This is a genomic window from Paracoccus limosus (genome assembly GCF_009711185.1).
Classification (GTDB): domain Bacteria; phylum Pseudomonadota; class Alphaproteobacteria; order Rhodobacterales; family Rhodobacteraceae; genus Paracoccus; species Paracoccus limosus.
In genome coordinates this window covers 42,178-59,437 of record NZ_WMIF01000018.1, presented here as the reverse complement: position 1 = coordinate 59,437, position 17,260 = coordinate 42,178, and the positions used below count along the sequence as shown (strand labels likewise).

The window sequence follows — 17,260 nt, the reverse complement described above, 5'->3', positions numbered from 1 at the left end:
GGGTGGGCGGCGGGCATCAGGCCCGCGCCGCCGCCCCGCCCAGCCGATAGGCGCGCAGGCGTGGCAGCACCGCGCCAAGGTCCAGCGCCTGCCCCTGTCCCAGACCGAAGTAAAGGTCGCGAAACAGCGCGAACAGATCGTCATAGCCGCCGCGTGGGCTGAACACCCGCGCCGGCGGGCACAGCACCGCCTGCGCCGCATCGAAGCTGTCGAACGCTCCCGCCGCCACCGCGGCAAAGATGCACGACCCGGTGCCGGTGGGCGAATGCGCCGGCACATGCACCTCGCGCCCCAGCACATCGGCGTAGATCTGGTTCAGCAGGTCGTTTTTCTGCGGGATGCCACCGGCGTTGACGATGCGGGCGGTGGTCATGCCGCCCTGTTCGATGCGCTCGGTGATGATGCGCACATGCATGGCCATGCCCTCGATGGCGGCGTGCATTTCATCGGCGGCGCTGTGGTTCAGATCCCAGCCCAGCGTGACCGCGCCCAGATCCGAGCGCACCAGCACCGTGCGGTCGCCATTGTCCCAGTTCAGCCGCATGAGGCCGCTGCCACCCGGCGGCAGATGCGCCACCTCGGCACACAGATCGCCCACGGCGCGGCTGGCGCGTTTTGCGATGGCCTCGAACACGTCGCCGGTGGCGGACTGGCCGGCCTCGATCCCGGTCCAGTCGGGCAGGACGCTGCCCGGCACCACGCCGCACAGGCCCGGCACCGGCGGAAAACCTTGCGGCCCCATGGCGATGATGCAGGTCGAGGTGCCGACGACATTGGTGATGTCGCCTGGATGCGCGCCGGCGCCGATGGCGTCCCAATGCGCGTCAAAGGCGCCGACCGGGATCGGGATGCCGGCCCGCAGACCCAGCTTGTCCGCCCATTCCGCGCAGAGATGCCCGGCGAGTTGATCCGAGGTCAGGAAGCGCCCGCTGAGCTTGTCATTGATGCCATCGAACAGCGGATCGACGCGCGACAGAAAGTCCTGCGGCGGCAGCCCGCCCCAAGCGGCGCCCCACATCCATTTATGCCCGGCGGCGCAGATGGATCGCGGCAGTTGCGACAGATCGCGAATGCCGCAGAGCACCGCCGCCACCATGTCGCAATGTTCCAGCGCCGTGGCAAAGCGGTTGCGCAATCCGGGGTTGTGGCGCAGGAAATGCAGCACCTTGGCATAGCCCCATTCATGCGAATAGGTGCCGCCGCACCAGTCCAGCGCCTCAAGCCCTTCGGCGCGGCCAAGCGCGGTGATCTCGGCGGCCTCGTGATGGGCGCGGTGGTCGCACCACATGTAATAATCGGCCAGCGGTTCCAGGTTTTCATCGACCATGACGACGCTGGAGCCGGTGGTGTCGCAGGCCAGCGCCGCGACCGCAGTGCCGTCGATGCCGGCATTGGCCACCGCCTCGCGCATGGCGCGGGTCAGCGCGGCCATCTGGTCGTCATGCGATTGCCCGCCCAACAGGGGATCGGCGGCGCTGCGTTTCAGCGGATAGCCCGCAACCGCGCCGCCCAAAGTCGCGCCGGTGGTGCAATCCATCAGGGTGACGCGCACGCTGAGCGTGCCGAAATCGACGCCGGCGACGATCATTGCACGTCCCCCTGACCATAGGTGGCCTGCGCGCCGTGCTTGCGCAGGTAATGCCGGTCCAGGAGCGCCTCGGAAATCGGCTGCGGGTCTGGGTTCAGCGCCATGTTGTGCCAGGCCATCTGCGCGACGAACTCCAGCATCTGCGCGTTATGCACGGCCTCGGCCGGGGTGCGGCCCCAGGCAAAGGGGCCGTGGCCGGCGACCAGCACCGCCGGCACCGCCAGAGGGTCCAGCTCGGCAAAGGTCTCGGCGATGACGCGGCCGGTGTTGCCGACGTAATCCTGTGCGATCTCATCGGGGGTCAGATCGCGGGTCACCGGGATGGTGCCGTAGAAATAATCCGCATGTGTGGTGCCAAGGCAAGGGATCGCACGCCGCGCCTGCGCCATGATCGTGGCATAGGTGGAATGGGTATGAACGACGCCGCCGATGCCGGGAAAGGCGCGGTAAAGCACCGCATGCGTCGCCAGATCGGACGATGGCCGCAGCCGGTTGTCCTGTGCTCGCCCGTCCAGATCGCAGGCCACCATGTCCTCGGCGCTGAGCCGGTCATAGGGCACGCCGCTGGGCTTGATCAGAATGCGGCCTGCCGCGCGGTCGATGCCGCTGGCATTGCCGAAGGTCGAGATCACCAGCCCGTGGCGGACGGTGTCGAGATTGGCCTGAAGCACGGCGTGGCGCAGATCGCCGGACAAAGAATCGGACATGGGGGCGGTCTTTCGGTCAATAGAAAAAGGCCGCGCGGGGATATGCACCCCGCACGGCCCGAAGCGATCAGCGGGCTGCGGTCCAGCCTTTGTAGTCGCCGATGTTTTCGTGGGTGATCAGCTGCGGCTCCAGCAGAACGGTGCTGGGCTCGGGCGTCTTGCCCTGCAGCGCCTCATAGCCCATGTCCAGCGCCTGACCGGCCATGGTGTAGGGGTCTTGCGAGGCCGAGGCCTTGATCAGGCCCTTGCCCGATTTCAGCTCGTTCTCGATATCGGGCGCACCATCGACCGAGGTGATGATGAACTCGCTGCGGTTGGCCTGTTTGGCGGCCAGCGCAAAACCGATCGCGGTCGGATCGTTGATGGCGAACACGCCGTCGATCTTGTCAAAGCGGGTCAGGATGTTCTGACCGACGTTCAGACCGCCATCGCGCGAGCCTTGCGCGTTCTGGTCATCCGAAAGGATCTTCATGTCGGGGTGCTTGGCCAGCTCGTCCTTGCAGCCCTTGACCCGGTCAAGGATCGAGGACGAGGACGGGCCGTTGACGATGACGATATCGCCCTTGTTGTCCAGCTTTTCGGCCAGATAGGCGCAGGCTTTCTCGCCGGCCTGCACGTTGTTGGTCATCACGGTGACGGTCGCGCCGGGGGCCGACACGTCGAAGGCCGCGACCACGACACCGGCATCGGTGGCGCGTTTCACCGCCGGGCCGATGGCCGAGGCGTCGACCGCGTTCAGCATGATGATGTCGACGCCGGCGGCGACGAAGCTGTCGATCTGGCTGACCTGCTTGTTCAGGTCATAATCGGCCGAAACCGAGGTGACCTTGACGTTCGGGTTGATCTTCTTGGCCGAGTCCTCGATGCCCTTGATGGTGGCGACGAAGAACGGGTTACCCAACAGGCCGACCGAGATGCCGACGCTGTTGAGGTCTTTTGCCGCGACCGGAACGGCCGAGACTGCTGCCAGTGCCAAGGCCGAAGCCAGGGTTTTCGTAAAACGCATGTGGTTTTCCTCCCGTTATATGCGTGTTCGAATGGGGGTCAGGGTGCGCCTCAGGTGCGGGCGCCGCCCTTTTGGCGATAGCGGTCCAGCGCCACGGCGGCGATGATGACCAGACCTTTGACGATATATTGCCAGATGTCGGAGACGCCGATCAGGATCAGGCCGTTCGACAGAACCGCGATAATCAGCGCGCCGATCAGCGTGCCCCAGATCGAGCCGACGCCGCCGACAAAGCTGGTGCCGCCCAGAATGACCGCCGCGATGGCGTCCAGTTCATAGGCCTGCCCCAGTTGCAGCCCGTTTGCCGCGTAAAGACGGGCTGCCGCCATGGCGCCGCCGAGACCCGCGAAGAGGCCCGACAGACCATAGACGAAAAGAAGCACCATCGGCACCTTGATCCCGGTCAGGCGCGCGGCCTCGGGGTTGCCGCCGGTGGCATAGATCCAGGTGCCCAGCACGGTGCGTTTCAGGATGAACCACGACAGCAGGATCACCGCCAGCGCGATGATCGCCAGCCACGGAATACCGAACAGGCTGCCGTTGCCGATCACGTCGAAGGGCAGGTCGGGGTTGAACACCGTGGTGTCATTGCCGACCAGTCGGGCAATGCCCCTGACCGCCGTCAATGACCCCAGGGTTACAATGAACGGTGGCAGTTTCAGCGCCGAGATCAGGATGCCGTTCGCCAGACCGCAGGCCAGGCCGACCAGCATGGCCGCGGGCACGCCCAACCAGCCGAATTCGGGGATCAGCGACACGATCACCGCCACCATCGCCGAGGTGGCCAGGATCGAGCCCACCGACAGGTCGATGCCGCCGGTCAGGATGACGAAGGTCATCCCCGAGGCCAGCACGATGTTGATCGAGGCCTGCTGCATGACGTTCGAAAGGTTGTTCACGCTCATGAAGCGGCCGCTCATCATCTGGAAGACGATGGCCAGAAGGATGAGAACCGGCAGCATCCCTGCCACGCTCATAATCGTGCGCAGGCGTTGGTTGGCCGCGGGGCTGGTCTTGTCGGACATTGTTACGCTCCTTGGATCGCGGGTTCGGCCACAGTGCCGGTCGAAAGTTCCATGATGGCCTCCTGGCTGATCGGCTGGCCGGGGCGCGAGGCGACCTCGCCGGCCAGATGGCCTTCGCGCATCACCAGCACGCGGTCGCAGGTGCCGATGATCTCGGCCAGCTCACTGGAAATGACGATGACGCCGACGCCCTGACGCGCCAGCGCGTCGATCAGCTTGTAGATTTCGGATTTGGCGCCGACATCGACGCCGCGGGTCGGTTCGTCCAGAATGACGACGCGGGGCTTGGTTTCCAGCAGGCGCGCGATCAGCACCTTCTGCTGGTTGCCGCCCGACAGCCCGCCCACCGGCATCCGGGCGTTCGGCGCCTTGACCGCCAGCGCCTTGATCGCCTCGTTGGCGCGTTTGGCGGCGGCGGCAAAGTTCAGCAAGCCGCCCTTGCCGGCATCGCGCTGGATCACGCCGACATTGACGTTTTCAGAGATCGACATGTCAAGGAATAGGCCCAGCTTGGCGCGGTCCTCGGTCAGATAGGCCACGCCATTGGCAAGGCTGACGCGCGGCTCGCTGGTGTCGACGGGTTTGCCGTCCAGCGCCACCGTGCCGCTGCTGCGGTCGTCGGCGCCATAGATCAGCCGCGCCAGTTCCGTGCGCCCCGAGCCGACGAGGCCGGCGATGCCCAGAACCTCGCCCTTCCACAGATCGAAATTGCAGGCCTTGACCAGCCCGCCATCGGACATGTCGCGCACCGACATCAGCGGCGTGCCGGAATGGTCGGGCGAGGCGACGTGCTCTTTCTTGTAGAAACTGTCCAGATCGCGGCCGACCATCATCTGCACCAGCCGCTGCGCCGACAGCTCGTCGCGTTCCAGCGTGCCGATATAGACGCCATCGCGCAGCACCGAGCAGCGGTCGGCCAGCGCATAGACCTCTTCCATGCGGTGGCTGATGTAGATGATGGCGATGCCTTCGGATTTCAGCCGGGCGATCACCTCGAACAGCCGGTCGGTTTCGCGCGCCGACAGCGAGGTCGTCGGCTCATCCATGACGATCAGCCGGGCGTCGGTGGTCAGGGCGCGGGCGATCTCGACCATCTGGCGCTCGCCCAGCGACAATTGCCCGACCAGCGTGCGCGCGTCGAAGCTGACGCCCAGACGGTCGAGGATCGGCTGGGCGCGTTCGCGGGTGGTGGCGCGGTCGACGACGCCACGGGTGGCGATCTCGCGGCCAAGGAACATGTTCTCGGCCACCGTCAGGTTCGGCGCCAACGACAGTTCCTGATAGATCACGGCGACGGCGCCCTTGGCCTCGGCCTGCGGCTTGCCCTCGATGGTGATGGTGCCACCCGGATCGGCGATATAGGCGCCGGACAGGATCTTCATCAGCGTCGACTTGCCGGCGCCGTTTTCGCCCATCAGCGCGTGCAGCTCGGCCGGATAGACGGTCAGGCTGACATCCTTGAGCGCACGGACGGCGCCGAAGGTCTTCGAGATGTTGCGCATCTCGAGGATCGGGGTCTGGCTCATTGTTCCCTCTCGATCTGGGCGATGACGACCTCGACACCGGCCCGTTCCAGCATACGGGCATGGGCGTCGCTGAGGCCGTCGTCGGTGATGACCCGCGCGATGCGCGAGAAAGGCAGCGATACGGTCGGTGGCCGGATGCCGAATTTGCGGCTGTCGGCCAGAAGAATGGTCTCGGCGGCGACGCGGCTCATCTCGTCGGCCAGCCGCACCAGCAGCGGATGCTGTTCAAGGATGCCGAATTCGCTGATCCCCAGCGCGCCGACAAAGAACTGCGCGGCGTAAAAGGGGCGGTTGCCCTCGGCCGGGTCGTAAAGCACGCCGGGCTCGCGGTGCAGGTCGCCCCCGCCCACGGTCAGCTGGCAGGTGCCGCTTTCCGCCAGATGCGCGGCCAGCGGCATGGAATTGGTAAAGACACGCAGGTTGCGATGCGCGATGCGGATGCCGAAGTGAAAACAGGTCGAGCCGCCATGGATGATGACCGAGCTGCCGTCCTGCACCAGCTTTTCGGCCTCGCGCGCGATGGCGCGCTTGGCGGCCACGGCGATGTCGCGGTTCTCGACAAAGGGCAGTGAGTCGGGGCGCGGCCCCAGTTCGATCGCGGCGACGCCGCCATAGACCTTGCGGGCGCGTCCGGCTTCGTTCAGCTTTTCTATATCGCGTCGGATCGTTGCCCCCGACACGCCGATCAATTGCTGAAGATCGCGCACGGATGCGAAAGGTCGTTCATCCAATAACGATACAATTTTTTCCTGGCGGTCGGAATCGCTCACAACTCCCCCCAAGTTGCGCATTCTTGCGCCAATCTTTGAAGTACTTCGTCATCGGTGTAAATACTCTTTCAGAAAATGTTCATACTGCATCGCGGCATGACGAAACTCGCCCGCAGGTTGGCGGCGGGACGAACCCTAAACATAAGTTACATTGTCGTGTCAGGAATGCGTTCGACGTTGCCGAGCCTGCGGGCCATCTCTACCAAACAAGGCGACACCGACCGGAGCTGCGAAAGATTTCATGCCTGCCCAATCCCTTGGCCAATCCTCTCGCCCATCGCGGATACACGCGGCGCGTGATCTGTCCGGCCGGGTGCGGTGATGCGGCGCTGCGGCGAGATCCGCGCATGAGCGAGATGTCGGATCAGTTCGGCAGACCGGGGGTCGCGCAGGGGGGGCAGTTCCGCGCCCGCCCCGGCCGGGCGCGCGTGCTGCTGGTCGAGGATCAGCTGCTGATCGGCATGGCGCTGGAGGCCGATCTGAAGGATTTCGGTTATGAGGTCATGGGGCTGGCCGGCGATGTCGCCACCGCGCTGCGCATGATCAAGGACGGGCCGCCCGATCTGGCGGTGCTGGACGTCAAGCTGGGGCGCGAGGATTGCTTTCCGGTGGCACGGGCGCTGCTGGCGCAGGGGGTGCATTTCGTCTTTGCCACCGGCTATGGCGGCGATCTGGTGCTGCCGGCGGAATTCGCCGGCGTGCCGGTGGTCGAAAAACCCTATCAGATCGGCGAAGTGCTGCACAAACTGCGCCACGCCGGCTAAGCGCGGCGCGCCTTAGGCCGCAGGCAGGCGCCGCAGCAGTGCGGTCAGGCAAAAGGCGGTCAGGACCAGCGCCACCCCGCCCTGCAGATGCGCCGAAAAGCCATGTCCCGCCGTGCCGGCCTCGGCCGTCAGCAGAAAGCACATGTTCGAATCCAGCCCCAGAGGTGCGGTGCGGGCGCGGCTGCGCAGGATGGCGCCCGCAGCCAGGAACGGCAGCGCCAGCCCCAGCGCCAGCCCCGCCGGATCGGGCAGCGCCAGATCCAGCCCGCGATAGGCCAGCGCCGCCAGCACGCCGATGCTGGCGCCGGTTGGCATATAGGTCAGCATCGGCGTCGGATTGCGCGCCGAGCCGATGATCAGGATGAAGATGCACAGCGACAGGGCCGAGGCGATGCCCGCAGGCCCACCCAGATGCCGCAGCAGCAGCCCCGCCAGCAGCCCCGCCGCCGCCCCCAGCAGGCCCTGCCGCAGCACGATCCGCCATGGCGGCGCGATGCGCGGGGGCAGCCGTTCTCTGCGGCGGGGGGTAAAAAGGAAGGTGATGACCGTGACCGCGATCACGCCGATCATCGTGCAGCGGATCCGGTCCAGCGCCAGCGCGGCGGCATCGACCGGGTGATCCATGGCCGGGATCAGCACCACGGCGATGGTGATGGCGGCCAGCAGGATGCCATAGCTGTAGGCGGTGCCGATCCAATAGGTCAGCGCGGTGCCAAGCGCCACGGTCACCGTCAGCACGGCGATGCGGGCGGTCGGGTCGGGCAGGGCGGTCAGCGCCCACCAGCCGATGGCGGCGCCGATGGCGGTGCCCAGCACCCGCAGCGTGCCGCGCAGCAAGAGGTCCTGACGGTTGGGCTGGGCCACGACCCAGACCGGCATCGCGGCCCAGAACGGGTTGTGCAGGCCCAGCTGCACCGCGACCACCAGCGAAATGGCGGCGGCCGAAAACAATTGCAGGGCGCGCAGCGTCCAGGGAGAGGCAGGGTTCATGGCTTGGTCTGGCACGAGCTAAGGGGGTTGCGCCCGTATTGCGCGCGTTGCGGCGCGGGCGCAACCTGTCGTGGTTCAGGCTTGGCCGAAAGCGGCCGTCAGCGTGGCGCGATCAGCGCAATCATTGGCGAGCAGTGCCGCCAGCAGGATCCGCGCCTGACCCGGACGCAGCAGCGCGGAATGCACCGCCCCCGCCTCGACCAGATCATGGCCGCCGCCGCCGCCGCCATAGGCGGGCGCCAGCCAGCCGTTCGGCACCCGGCTGGAGGTGACGACCGCAATGCCGGCGTCTCGCGCGCGGGCCACGGCCTGCACCACCGCAGCGGTGGTATTGCCCGACCCCAGCGCCGCCAGCACGATGCCGCGCGCTCCGGCGGCGATGCTGGCATCGAGATGCAGCGCATCGGCGCCCGGATGCAGCGCGACGATATCGACGCGCAGACCCGGCACCGGGCGCGGCAGCGGCGGCAATCGGGGTGGCACGGCATCGGCCTTGGCGCGGGCAAAGGCGTCGGCACTGTCCGAGGCGGATTTGTAAAGCCCCCAGACCGGCAGCAGCCGCCCGCCAAAGGCAACGCGGACCCCGGCCGGACCCTGCAGCACCGCGCCGATGGCCGCCGCCAGATTGCCCGGCCCGTCAGGCTGGGCGCTGTCGGCGGCAAATTGCGCCCCGGTCAGCAGCACCGGCCGGGCCGTACGGCCCTGCAGATGCAGAAGCAGCGCGGTTTCCTCCATCGAATCGGTGCCGTGCAGCACGACCACGCCGGCGACCTCGGGGTCGGCCAGCTGGGCCGCCACCGCATCGCTGATCGCCTGCATGTCGGTCAGGGTCAGGCTGGAGCTGTCCTTGGCCAAAAGCTCGACCGGGCGCAGGCGGACCTGCATCGGCGGCAAGAGGTCCAGCAGATCCTGACCGCTCAGCGCCGGCCGCGCGGCGCCCGCTGCATCCTTGCGGCTGGCGATGGTGCCCCCGGTCGCGATGACCGCGACCAGAGGCGTGTCTGCCAACCCGCTCACGCGGTGGTTCCGGCCTGAGCGGCGATGCGGGCGATGCGACCGCGCGCCAGATGCCAGCCGATGATCAGCGCCGGCACGATCAGCGCCAGCGAGGCCACGGTCCATGTCCCCACCGGATAGTCAAAGGCCATCAGCACGACCACGCCCAGAAGGAAAGCCAGCGTCAGGATGCCGGTAAAGGGCGCGCCGAACATGCGGAACTCGGGGCGCTGCATCTTGCCCTGACGCGCAAGGCTCCAGAGCTTCAGCTGGCACAGCACGATGGTGCCCCAGGCGCAGATCAGCCCCAGCGCCGCGACGTTGATGGCGATTTCAAATGCCTGCGAGGGCAGCCATGCGTTCAGCACCACGCCCATCACGGTGACGGCAGCGGTGACGCCGATGCCCATATAGGGCACGCCCGACTTGTTCATCCGCGCCAGCGCCGCCGGGGCCGAGCCCGAGATCGCCATCGAATGCAGGATGCGCCCGGTGGAATAAAGCCCGGCGTTCAGCGAGGACAGCACGGCGGTCAGCACCACAAGGTTCATCACCACATCCGCACCCTCGATGCCGATGGCGCCGAAGAAGGTGACAAAGGGGCTCTCGCCGCCCTTGTAGGCGGTATAGGGCAGCAGCAGCGACAAAAGCAGCACCGAGCCGACGTAGAACACCACCAGACGCAGCACGACAGTGCGGATGGCGCGCGGCATGACCTGACGCGGATCCTCGGTCTCGCCGGCGGCGGTGCCGATCAGCTCGATCGAGGCATAGGCAAAGACCACGCCCTGCGTCAGCACCAGCGCGGGCAGGATGCCGTTCGGGAACCAGCCTCCGCCTTCGGAGATCAGATGCAGGCCGGGGGTGTGCCCCGCGATGGGCGTGCCGGTGACGACGAAATAGATGCCGATGATCAGGAAGCCGACCAGCGCCACCACCTTGATCAGGCTGAACCAGAATTCCAGCTCGCCAAAGACCTTGACTGACAGCAGGTTCATCGCCAGCACGACGATCAGCGCCACCAGCGCAAAGACCCATTGGTCCACGCCCGCCAGCCACGGCACATAGGCCTTGAAAAAGTTCATGTAGACGGCGACGGCGGTGACATCGGCCACCGAGGTCATCGCCCAGTTGATCCAATACATCCAGCCTGCCGCGAAGGCCAGTTTTTCGCCATAGAATTCACGCGCATAGCTGACGAACGATCCCGAGCTGGGCCGGTGCATGATCAGCTCGCCCAGGGCGCGCAGCACCAGAAAGCCGAAAAAGCCGCAAAGCGCATAGACCAGAACCAGCGAGGGACCGGCAACCGCCAGACGCCCGCCCGCGCCCAGAAACAGCCCGGTGCCGATGGCGCCGCCAATGGCGATCATCTGGATCTGGCGTGGTTTCAATTCCTTGTGGAAACCGGCTTCTTCGGCGGCATAGACATGCCCCTCGGAACCGGGTGCTTGGTGATGCAACAGATGTTCTCCCTCATCCCCCGAACGCTTGGCGCCCGGCATCCGTGAATGCCAAGGCTGCAAAGCTGTTTGACAGATTCGCGATAGTTCCGGCTCTGCCGCAACGTCAAGGAAAACTTGGCGGTTCTGTGCCGGGACAGGGGGCGGCGGCCCGGCCCGGCTGTGCAGGCAGGCCGGCGCAAGGCCATGATTGGGCGGGGGATTGTGTCCGGGATGGGGCTAACGGCCGGCCGGCACGAATTCGCCGGGCGGTTGCTGCGGCGCCTTGTCGCGCAGCCTGCAACCGCCCCGCAGGGGCAGCGCCCCGGTTCAGACGCGCTCCAGCGCGATGGCGATTCCCTGCCCAACGCCGATGCACATGGTCGAAAGCGAGCGGCGCCCGCCGACATGGGCCAGTTGCAACGCGGCGGTGCCGGTGATGCGCGCCCCCGACATGCCCAAGGGGTGCCCCAGCGCGATGGCGCCGCCATTGGCGTTCACGCGCGGGTCGTCATCGGCAATGCCCAGCAGGCGCAGCGTGGCAAGGCCCTGGCTGGCAAAGGCCTCGTTCAGCTCGATCACGTCGAAATCGGCCGGGGTCAGGTTCAGACGGCCCATCAGCTTCTGGCTGGCCGGCGCCGGGCCGATGCCCATGATCCGGGGTGCCACGCCTGCGGTGGCGCCGCCCAGCACGCGCACGATCGGGGTCAGCCCGTATCGGCGCGCCGCCGCCTCATTGGCAAGGATCAGCGCCGCCGCGCCGTCATTGACGCCCGAGGCATTGCCCGCCGTGACCGAGCCATTGGCAAACAGCGGCTTGAGCTTGGCCAGCGTCTCGGCCGTGGTGGCGCGGGGATGTTCGTCGCGGTCCACGACCAGCGCCTCGCCCTTGCGCTGGGGGATGCTGACCGGGGTGATCTCGCGCGCCAGACGGCCATTGGCCTGCGCCTCGGCGGCGCGCTGCTGCGAGCGCAGCGCCATCGCGTCCTGATCCTCGCGCGAGATGCCGAAATCATCGGCGACGTTCTGGCCGGTCTGCGGCATGGAATCGACGCCATATTGCCGCTCCATCGCCGGGTTGACAAAGCGCCAGCCGATGGTGGTGTCGTGGATCTCGGCGGCACGGCTATAGGCGCTTTCGGCCTTGGGCATGACAAAGGGCGCGCGCGACATCGATTCGACCCCGCCCGCGATCATCAGCTCGGCCTCGCCGGCGGCGATCTGGCGCGCGGCGACCAGCACCGCATCCATGCCCGACCCGCAGAGCCGGTTGATCGTGGTGCCCGGCACCTCCAGCGGCAGGCCGGCCAGCAGGGCCGACATGCGCGCGACGTTGCGATTGTCCTCGCCGGCCTGATTGGCGCAGCCAAAGACCACGTCATCGACCGCCTGCCAGTCCACGGCGACATTGCGCGCCATCAGCGCGCGCAGCGGCACCGCGCCCAGATCGTCGGCCCGCACCGGGGCCAGCGCGCTGCCGAAACGGCCGATGGGGGTGCGGATATAGTCGCAGATGAAAACTTCGGTCATGTCACAGCTCCGGGACGATCAGATCGGCCACGGCACCGTCAAGGTGCAGCGTGGCGCCGGTCAGGGATTGCAGCTCGTCAAGCGAGATCTGCGGCAGTTTCTCGCGCAGGACGAAATGGCCGTCCTGAATGTCGACCACCGCCAGCGAAGTATAGACCCGCGTCACGCAGCCGACGCCGGTCAGCGGCAGGGTGCAGGCGTCCAGAAGCTTGGGTTTGCCGTCCTTGGTCACATGCTCGGTGATGACGGCGACGCGCTTGGCGCCATGCACCAGATCCATGGCGCCGCCCACTGCCGGCACGCCCTTGGGGCCGGTCGACCAGTTCGCCAGATCGCCGTTCTGCGCCACCTGATAGGCGCCAAGGATCGCCACATCCAGATGGCCGCCGCGCACCATGGCAAAGCTGTCGGCATGGTGAAAGAACGCCGTGCCGGGCTTCAGCGTCACCGCCTTTTTGCCGGCATTGATCAGATCCCAGTCCTCGGCGCCCGCAGCCGGGGCCTCGCCAAAGCCGAGAATGCCGTTTTCGGTGTGAAAGATCGCCTGCCGGCCGGGGGGCTGGAATTTCGCCACCATCTCGGGAAAGCCGATGCCAAGGTTGACATAGGCGCCATCGGCGATGTCCTGGGCGGCGCGCCAGGCGATCTGGGTCGAGCTGAGCTTGGTCATTGGGCCACCTCCGGGTAGACGGCATTGGCGCGGTTCAGGTCTTCTTCCTGCGCGGGGTGGGGCACCTCGACCACGCCCTGGACAAAGATGCCGGGGGTAATGACCGCCTCGGGGTCGATGCCGCCGGGCGCGACCAGATGGCTGACCTGCACCACGGTGCGGGCGGCGGCCATGGCCATCAGCGGCGCGAAATTGCGCGCGGCCATCCGGTAGGTCAGGTTGCCCAAGGTGTCGCCGGTCTCGGCCTTGATCAGCGCCACATCGGCTTTCAGCCAGCGTTCGCGGACATAGGGGCGGCCGTCGAATTCCTCGACCGGCTTGCCCTTGGCCAGATCGGTGCCATAGCTGGTCGGCGTGTAAAACGCCGGGATGCCAGCGCCACCGGCGCGGATGCGTTCGGCCAGCGTGCCCTGCGGCACCAGCTCCAGCTCGATCTTGCCGGCCAGATACAGCTCGGTGAACACGCGCGGATCGGCCGAGCGCGGGAACGAGCAGATCAGCTTGCGCACCATGCCCTGTTCGATCAGCGCGGCCAGCCCGACATGGCCGTTGCCGGCATTGTTGTTCACCACCGTCAGATCCTTGGGGTGGCCGGTGGCGCGAAAGCGGTCGATCAGGGCGTGGATCAGCTCGATCGGTGCGCCCGAGCCGCCAAAGCCGCCGATCATCACCGTCATGCCGTCTTCGATGCCGGCCACGGCGGCGGCCAGATCGGGAAGCGTCTTGTCCATGGCTATCCTCGTGCAAATGGGTCAGCGCGGGCCTTGGCTACACCCGGAAATCCCCTTCCGTAAATCAAATTTGTGCGCTATGGGACCGTTGTTCGCATATCGCACGTTTTGGCAGGGTTCAGGGTGATGGGGATTACGGAACGCGACATGATGGGGGGGCTCGCCAAGGGCTTGCGCGTCATCGAGACCTTCACCGCCGAGCGTCCGCGCCAATCCATCGGCGAGGCGGCGACCGCCGCGGGGCTCGACCGGGCGACGGCGCGGCGCTGCCTGCTGACGCTGGCCCATCACGGCTATGCCGATTACGACGGCAAATATTTCACCCTGACCCCGCGCGTCCTGCGGCTGGGCACGGCCTGTCTGGCGACCATGCCGCTGCCGCAGATCGTGCAGCCATGGCTGGATCAGCTGTCGGAGGAGACAGGCGAAAGCAGCTCGGTCTCGATTCTCGACGGGGCGGAAATCGTTTATGTCGCACGCGCGGCGCAGCAACGGGTGATGTCGATTGCGCTGATGCCGGGGTCGCGGCTGCCGGCCTATTGCACCTCGATGGGCCGGGTGCTGCTGGCGGCGCTGCCGCAGGCGGAACTGGACGCGGTGCTGGCGCAGGCGCCGTTCCCGGCCCGGACGCCAAGGACGCGCACCGGCGCGGTGGCGCTGGCGGCCGAGATCGCTCGCGTGCGTGCCCAGGGTCATGCCGTGATCGACCAAGAGGTGGAACTGGGCCTGCGCTCGATCGCAGTGCCCTTGTGGAACATGCGCGGCCGGGTGGTGGCGGCGCTGAACATCGGGCTTGCGGCATCGCATGCCACGGTCGAGGACTTGCCGGCGCGTTTCCTGCCCGGCCTGCAACGCATCCAGACCGAGCTGCGCGGGCTGCTGCGCTAGCCGTTCTTGCGGTTGCGCGCGGTGATGCCGGTGACGGCGGCCGCGACCCGGTCCAGATGCGCCCGCATCGCCTCTTGCGCCGCAGCCTCTGAACCGGAGCCGATGGCCTCGGCAATGCGGCGGTGCTCGATATTCGAGGCCATGCGCCGGTCCGCCATCAGGTTGACCAGCTCGGACTGCTTTTGCAGCGCCTCGCGCGATTCCACGACGATGCGGGCAAAGAGCGCGTTCTGCGCCGCCTCGGCGATCAGGGCGTGGAAATCGCTGTCCAGACCCACCCAGGTCAGGCTGGCCACCTCTTGCTCCATCCGGTCGCAAAGCGCCATCAGCCGCGCCAGCTGCGCCTCGCTGCGGCGCAGGGCGGCCCAGCCGGCGGCCGGGATCTCGACATGGGGGCGGGCCTCGATCAGGTCGCGGGCGGTGACGGCGCCGTAAGCCAGGTCCGGCGGCGGGCTGTCCGAGATGACAAAGCTGCCGCTGCCCGAGCGCGACCGCGTCAGGCCCAGCGTTTGCAGGGACCGCATCGCCTCGCGGATGATGGGTCGGCTGACGCCATAGCTGCGCGCCAGCTTTTCCTCGGACGGCAGCCGGCTGCCGATGGGGATGCCTCCGGCCAGAATGGCCGCGCGCAGATCCTCGAACACGACTTCGGCTGCGTTCTTGCGTTGGATCGGCGTCTTGCCCGCCAGCCAGTCCTGCACGTTTCCCCCCAGATGACGGCCGACTGTGCCGCATTGACCGCCTTCGGGCAAGCCGGTTGACTCAGGCCCACGAATTATTTACGAACGGTCGTATTGAAATAGACGAGGCCGGAATGGGACGCAAGCGCAGCATCGACCGCGAGGAATTGATGCGGGCCGTCGAGGCGGTTGCCCGCCGTGTCGGCGTCAGCGGGCTCAGCATCGATGCCGTCGCCAAAGAGGCGGGCGTCAGCAAGTCCAGCGTGGTCTATGATTGCGACGGCAAGGCCGGGCTGCTGGCTGCCTTCACCCGCCACCAGATCGCCACCCACCGCAGCGAATTCGCCGCGATGCTGGTCGATCATGAGGGCGAGCCGAACGCCTATCTGCGCACCCTGATCGAACATTTCCGCACGGCGCCCACCGATGACGACGTGGCCATCACCATGCTGATCAGCGCCAGCATGGGCGAGAATGCGCAATGCCGCGAGGTCATGCGCGAGGCCCTGTCCGAAGACGCCTGCCGCATTTCCGCCGAGGCGGAAGAGCCGCGCCGGATGCTGCGGCTGTTGCTGACGCTTTACGGCATGATGTTTCTGGAATGCTTCGGGTTTCACCGCTTTGACGATGTGACCCGCAACGAGATCCTCGACGACCTGCTGGAGGTCGCCAAGACCGACAAGGGGGTCTCGGCACCCTGACGCCCTAACTCTCCCCTCCCCACACCGAAAGATCCGCTCATGCTTCCCGACAGATTGCCGGGCAGGTTCGCCTGCCTGACCGCATTGCTATTGTCCGCAGCGCCGCTCTCCGCGCAGGAACTGCCGCCGCCGGTGGTCAGCGTCCAGACCATGACCCCCGAGGCGCTGCCCGTCGTCAACGAATTGCCGGGCCGCGTTGCCGCCACCCGCACCGCCGAGGTGCGCCCCCGCGTCGGCGGCATCGTCACCGAGCGGGTCTTTGAACAGGGCAGCCGCATCAAGATGGGCGATGTGCTTTACCGCATCGACAAGGCGCCCTTTGCGGTGCGCGTGGCCAGCGCCCAAGCGACGCTCAAGCGTGCCGAGGCCAGCCGCGACAATGCCGCCGACCAGATGAAACGCGCCGCCGCCCTGCGCGAGCGTCGCGTGACCGCCGGTGTCGATCTGGAGAACGCCAATACCACGCTGGCGCAGGCCGAGGCCGATGTCGCCATCGCCCGCGCCGCCCTGCAAGAGGCCGAGCTGAATCTGGGTTATACCGATGTGATCGCGCCGATTTCCGGCATCGTCGGTCGCGCGCTGGTGACCGAGGGTGCGCTGGTCAACGCCCAGACCGACATCATGGCCACGATCCAGCAGCTGGACCCGGTCTATGTCGATGTGACGCAATCGGCCTCCGACCTGTTTGCGTTGCGCCGCGCGCGCGAGGCGGGGCAACTGGTCATGGATGCCGCGAACGAGGCGCGGGTGCAGCTGATCTTTGACGATGGCACCAGCTATCCGCATTCGGGCAAGCTGCTGTTCTCCGAGGCCAGTGTGGACAGCACCACCGGCCAGATCACGCTGCGCGCCGAATTCCCGAACCCCGACGGCATGCTGCTGCCCGGGCTTTACGTCCGTGCCCGCATCGAACAGGCGGTGCGTGAAAACGCCCTGACCATTCCGCAGATGGCCGTGCAGCGCGATCAGGCCGGGCAGGCCTATGTCTATGCGCTGGAGGGCGAGGACAGCGTGGTGCGCCGCGACGTGGTGCTGGGCCAGACCAGCGACAACCGCTGGCTGGTCGAACAGGGGCTGAACCCCGGCGACCGCGTCGTCGTGGCGGGCGCGCAGAAGCTTTATCCGCAGGCCAAGGTCGTGGCCCAACCCGCCGGGGCCGGGGCCGGGGCCGAGGCCGGGGCCGAGGCCGCAGCGACGCCTGCGCCGGATGCGGTGCAGGCCGCCGCTTCGTCGGAAAAGGGCTGAT

The 17,260-nt window shown here is 67.1% G+C and carries 17 protein-coding genes; 4 read left to right on the top strand and 13 right to left on the bottom strand.

All coding sequences use genetic code 11. The features are described 5' to 3' along the window. Positions 1–16: 16 nt before the first annotated feature. The 6 genes from GL279_RS13130 to GL279_RS13105 all read right to left on the bottom strand — a co-directional run bounded on the left by GL279_RS13130 (position 17) and on the right by GL279_RS13105 (position 6,643). On the bottom strand, positions 17–1,588 hold the full coding sequence (locus tag GL279_RS13130; RefSeq protein WP_155065093.1) for a ribulokinase: 1,572 nt from the start codon (positions 1,586–1,588) through the stop codon (positions 17–19). Next, entirely contained in the window at positions 1,585–2,295 is a 711-nt protein-coding gene (gene araD / locus GL279_RS13125; protein WP_211371313.1) for an L-ribulose-5-phosphate 4-epimerase AraD, read from the bottom strand. Before araD ends, GL279_RS13130 begins: the two co-directional genes overlap by 4 nt. A gap of 67 nt (positions 2,296–2,362) precedes the next feature. Further along, positions 2,363–3,301, bottom strand: a complete 939-nt coding sequence (locus tag GL279_RS13120; RefSeq protein ID WP_155065092.1) for an ABC transporter substrate-binding protein — start codon at positions 3,299–3,301, stop codon at positions 2,363–2,365. A gap of 50 nt (positions 3,302–3,351) precedes the next feature. After that, complete coding sequence (locus GL279_RS13115; protein ID WP_155065091.1) at positions 3,352–4,326, bottom strand: ABC transporter permease subunit; 975 nt, start codon at positions 4,324–4,326, stop codon at positions 3,352–3,354. Positions 4,327–4,328: 2 nt separating this feature from the next. Beyond that, positions 4,329–5,852, bottom strand: a complete 1,524-nt coding sequence (locus GL279_RS13110; RefSeq protein ID WP_155065090.1) for a sugar ABC transporter ATP-binding protein — start codon at positions 5,850–5,852, stop codon at positions 4,329–4,331. Next, positions 5,849–6,643, bottom strand: a complete 795-nt coding sequence (locus GL279_RS13105) for a DeoR/GlpR family DNA-binding transcription regulator (protein ID WP_155065089.1) — start codon at positions 6,641–6,643, stop codon at positions 5,849–5,851. Before GL279_RS13105 ends, GL279_RS13110 begins: the two co-directional genes overlap by 4 nt. A gap of 326 nt (positions 6,644–6,969) precedes the next feature. Between GL279_RS13105 and GL279_RS19150 the strand changes: the two genes are divergently transcribed. Next, a complete protein-coding gene (locus GL279_RS19150; RefSeq protein WP_170293972.1) occupies positions 6,970–7,386 on the top strand; it encodes a response regulator in 417 nt (138 codons plus the stop codon). Positions 7,387–7,398: 12 nt separating this feature from the next. On the opposite strand, the gene GL279_RS13095 is transcribed toward GL279_RS19150, so the two are convergent. The 6 genes from GL279_RS13095 to GL279_RS13070 all read right to left on the bottom strand — a co-directional run bounded on the left by GL279_RS13095 (position 7,399) and on the right by GL279_RS13070 (position 13,745). Beyond that, complete coding sequence (locus GL279_RS13095) at positions 7,399–8,376, bottom strand: FUSC family protein (RefSeq protein WP_155065087.1); 978 nt, start codon at positions 8,374–8,376, stop codon at positions 7,399–7,401. A 75-nt stretch (positions 8,377–8,451) separates the two neighbouring features. Beyond that, complete coding sequence (locus tag GL279_RS13090; RefSeq protein ID WP_343039812.1) at positions 8,452–9,393, bottom strand: asparaginase domain-containing protein; 942 nt, start codon at positions 9,391–9,393, stop codon at positions 8,452–8,454. Next, entirely contained in the window at positions 9,390–10,835 is a 1,446-nt protein-coding gene (locus tag GL279_RS13085; RefSeq protein ID WP_211371311.1) for an amino acid permease, read from the bottom strand. Before GL279_RS13085 ends, GL279_RS13090 begins: the two co-directional genes overlap by 4 nt. Positions 10,836–11,144: 309 nt before the next feature. After that, entirely contained in the window at positions 11,145–12,344 is a 1,200-nt protein-coding gene (pcaF, locus tag GL279_RS13080) for a 3-oxoadipyl-CoA thiolase (RefSeq protein ID WP_155065084.1), read from the bottom strand. 1 nt (position 12,345) lies between these two features. Next, positions 12,346–13,014 carry a 3-oxoacid CoA-transferase subunit B gene (locus GL279_RS13075; RefSeq protein WP_155065083.1) on the bottom strand — a complete coding sequence of 223 codons (669 nt, stop codon included), beginning with the start codon at positions 13,012–13,014 and terminating at the stop codon, positions 12,346–12,348. Continuing rightward, positions 13,011–13,745 carry a 3-oxoacid CoA-transferase subunit A gene (locus GL279_RS13070; RefSeq protein WP_155065082.1) on the bottom strand — a complete coding sequence of 245 codons (735 nt, stop codon included), beginning with the start codon at positions 13,743–13,745 and terminating at the stop codon, positions 13,011–13,013. Before GL279_RS13070 ends, GL279_RS13075 begins: the two co-directional genes overlap by 4 nt. Positions 13,746–13,892: 147 nt before the next feature. Here GL279_RS13070 and GL279_RS13065 point away from each other — a divergent pair, with 147 nt between their 5' ends. Beyond that, a complete protein-coding gene (locus tag GL279_RS13065) occupies positions 13,893–14,633 on the top strand; it encodes an IclR family transcriptional regulator domain-containing protein (protein WP_246175307.1) in 741 nt (246 codons plus the stop codon). On the opposite strand, the gene GL279_RS13060 is transcribed toward GL279_RS13065, so the two are convergent. Further along, the gene (locus tag GL279_RS13060) at positions 14,630–15,334 is read right to left on the bottom strand and encodes a FadR/GntR family transcriptional regulator (RefSeq protein ID WP_343039811.1); all 705 of its coding nucleotides are present in this window, start codon (positions 15,332–15,334) and stop codon (positions 14,630–14,632) included. The genes GL279_RS13065 and GL279_RS13060 overlap by 4 nt on opposite strands. Positions 15,335–15,447: 113 nt before the next feature. On the opposite strand from GL279_RS13060, the gene GL279_RS13055 reads away from it, so the two are divergent. Beyond that, on the top strand, positions 15,448–16,014 hold the full coding sequence (locus GL279_RS13055; protein WP_155065080.1) for a TetR/AcrR family transcriptional regulator: 567 nt from the start codon (positions 15,448–15,450) through the stop codon (positions 16,012–16,014). A 39-nt stretch (positions 16,015–16,053) separates the two neighbouring features. Continuing rightward, positions 16,054–17,259 carry an efflux RND transporter periplasmic adaptor subunit gene (locus GL279_RS13050; RefSeq protein ID WP_155065079.1) on the top strand — a complete coding sequence of 402 codons (1,206 nt, stop codon included), beginning with the start codon at positions 16,054–16,056 and terminating at the stop codon, positions 17,257–17,259. Position 17,260 lies beyond the last annotated feature (1 nt).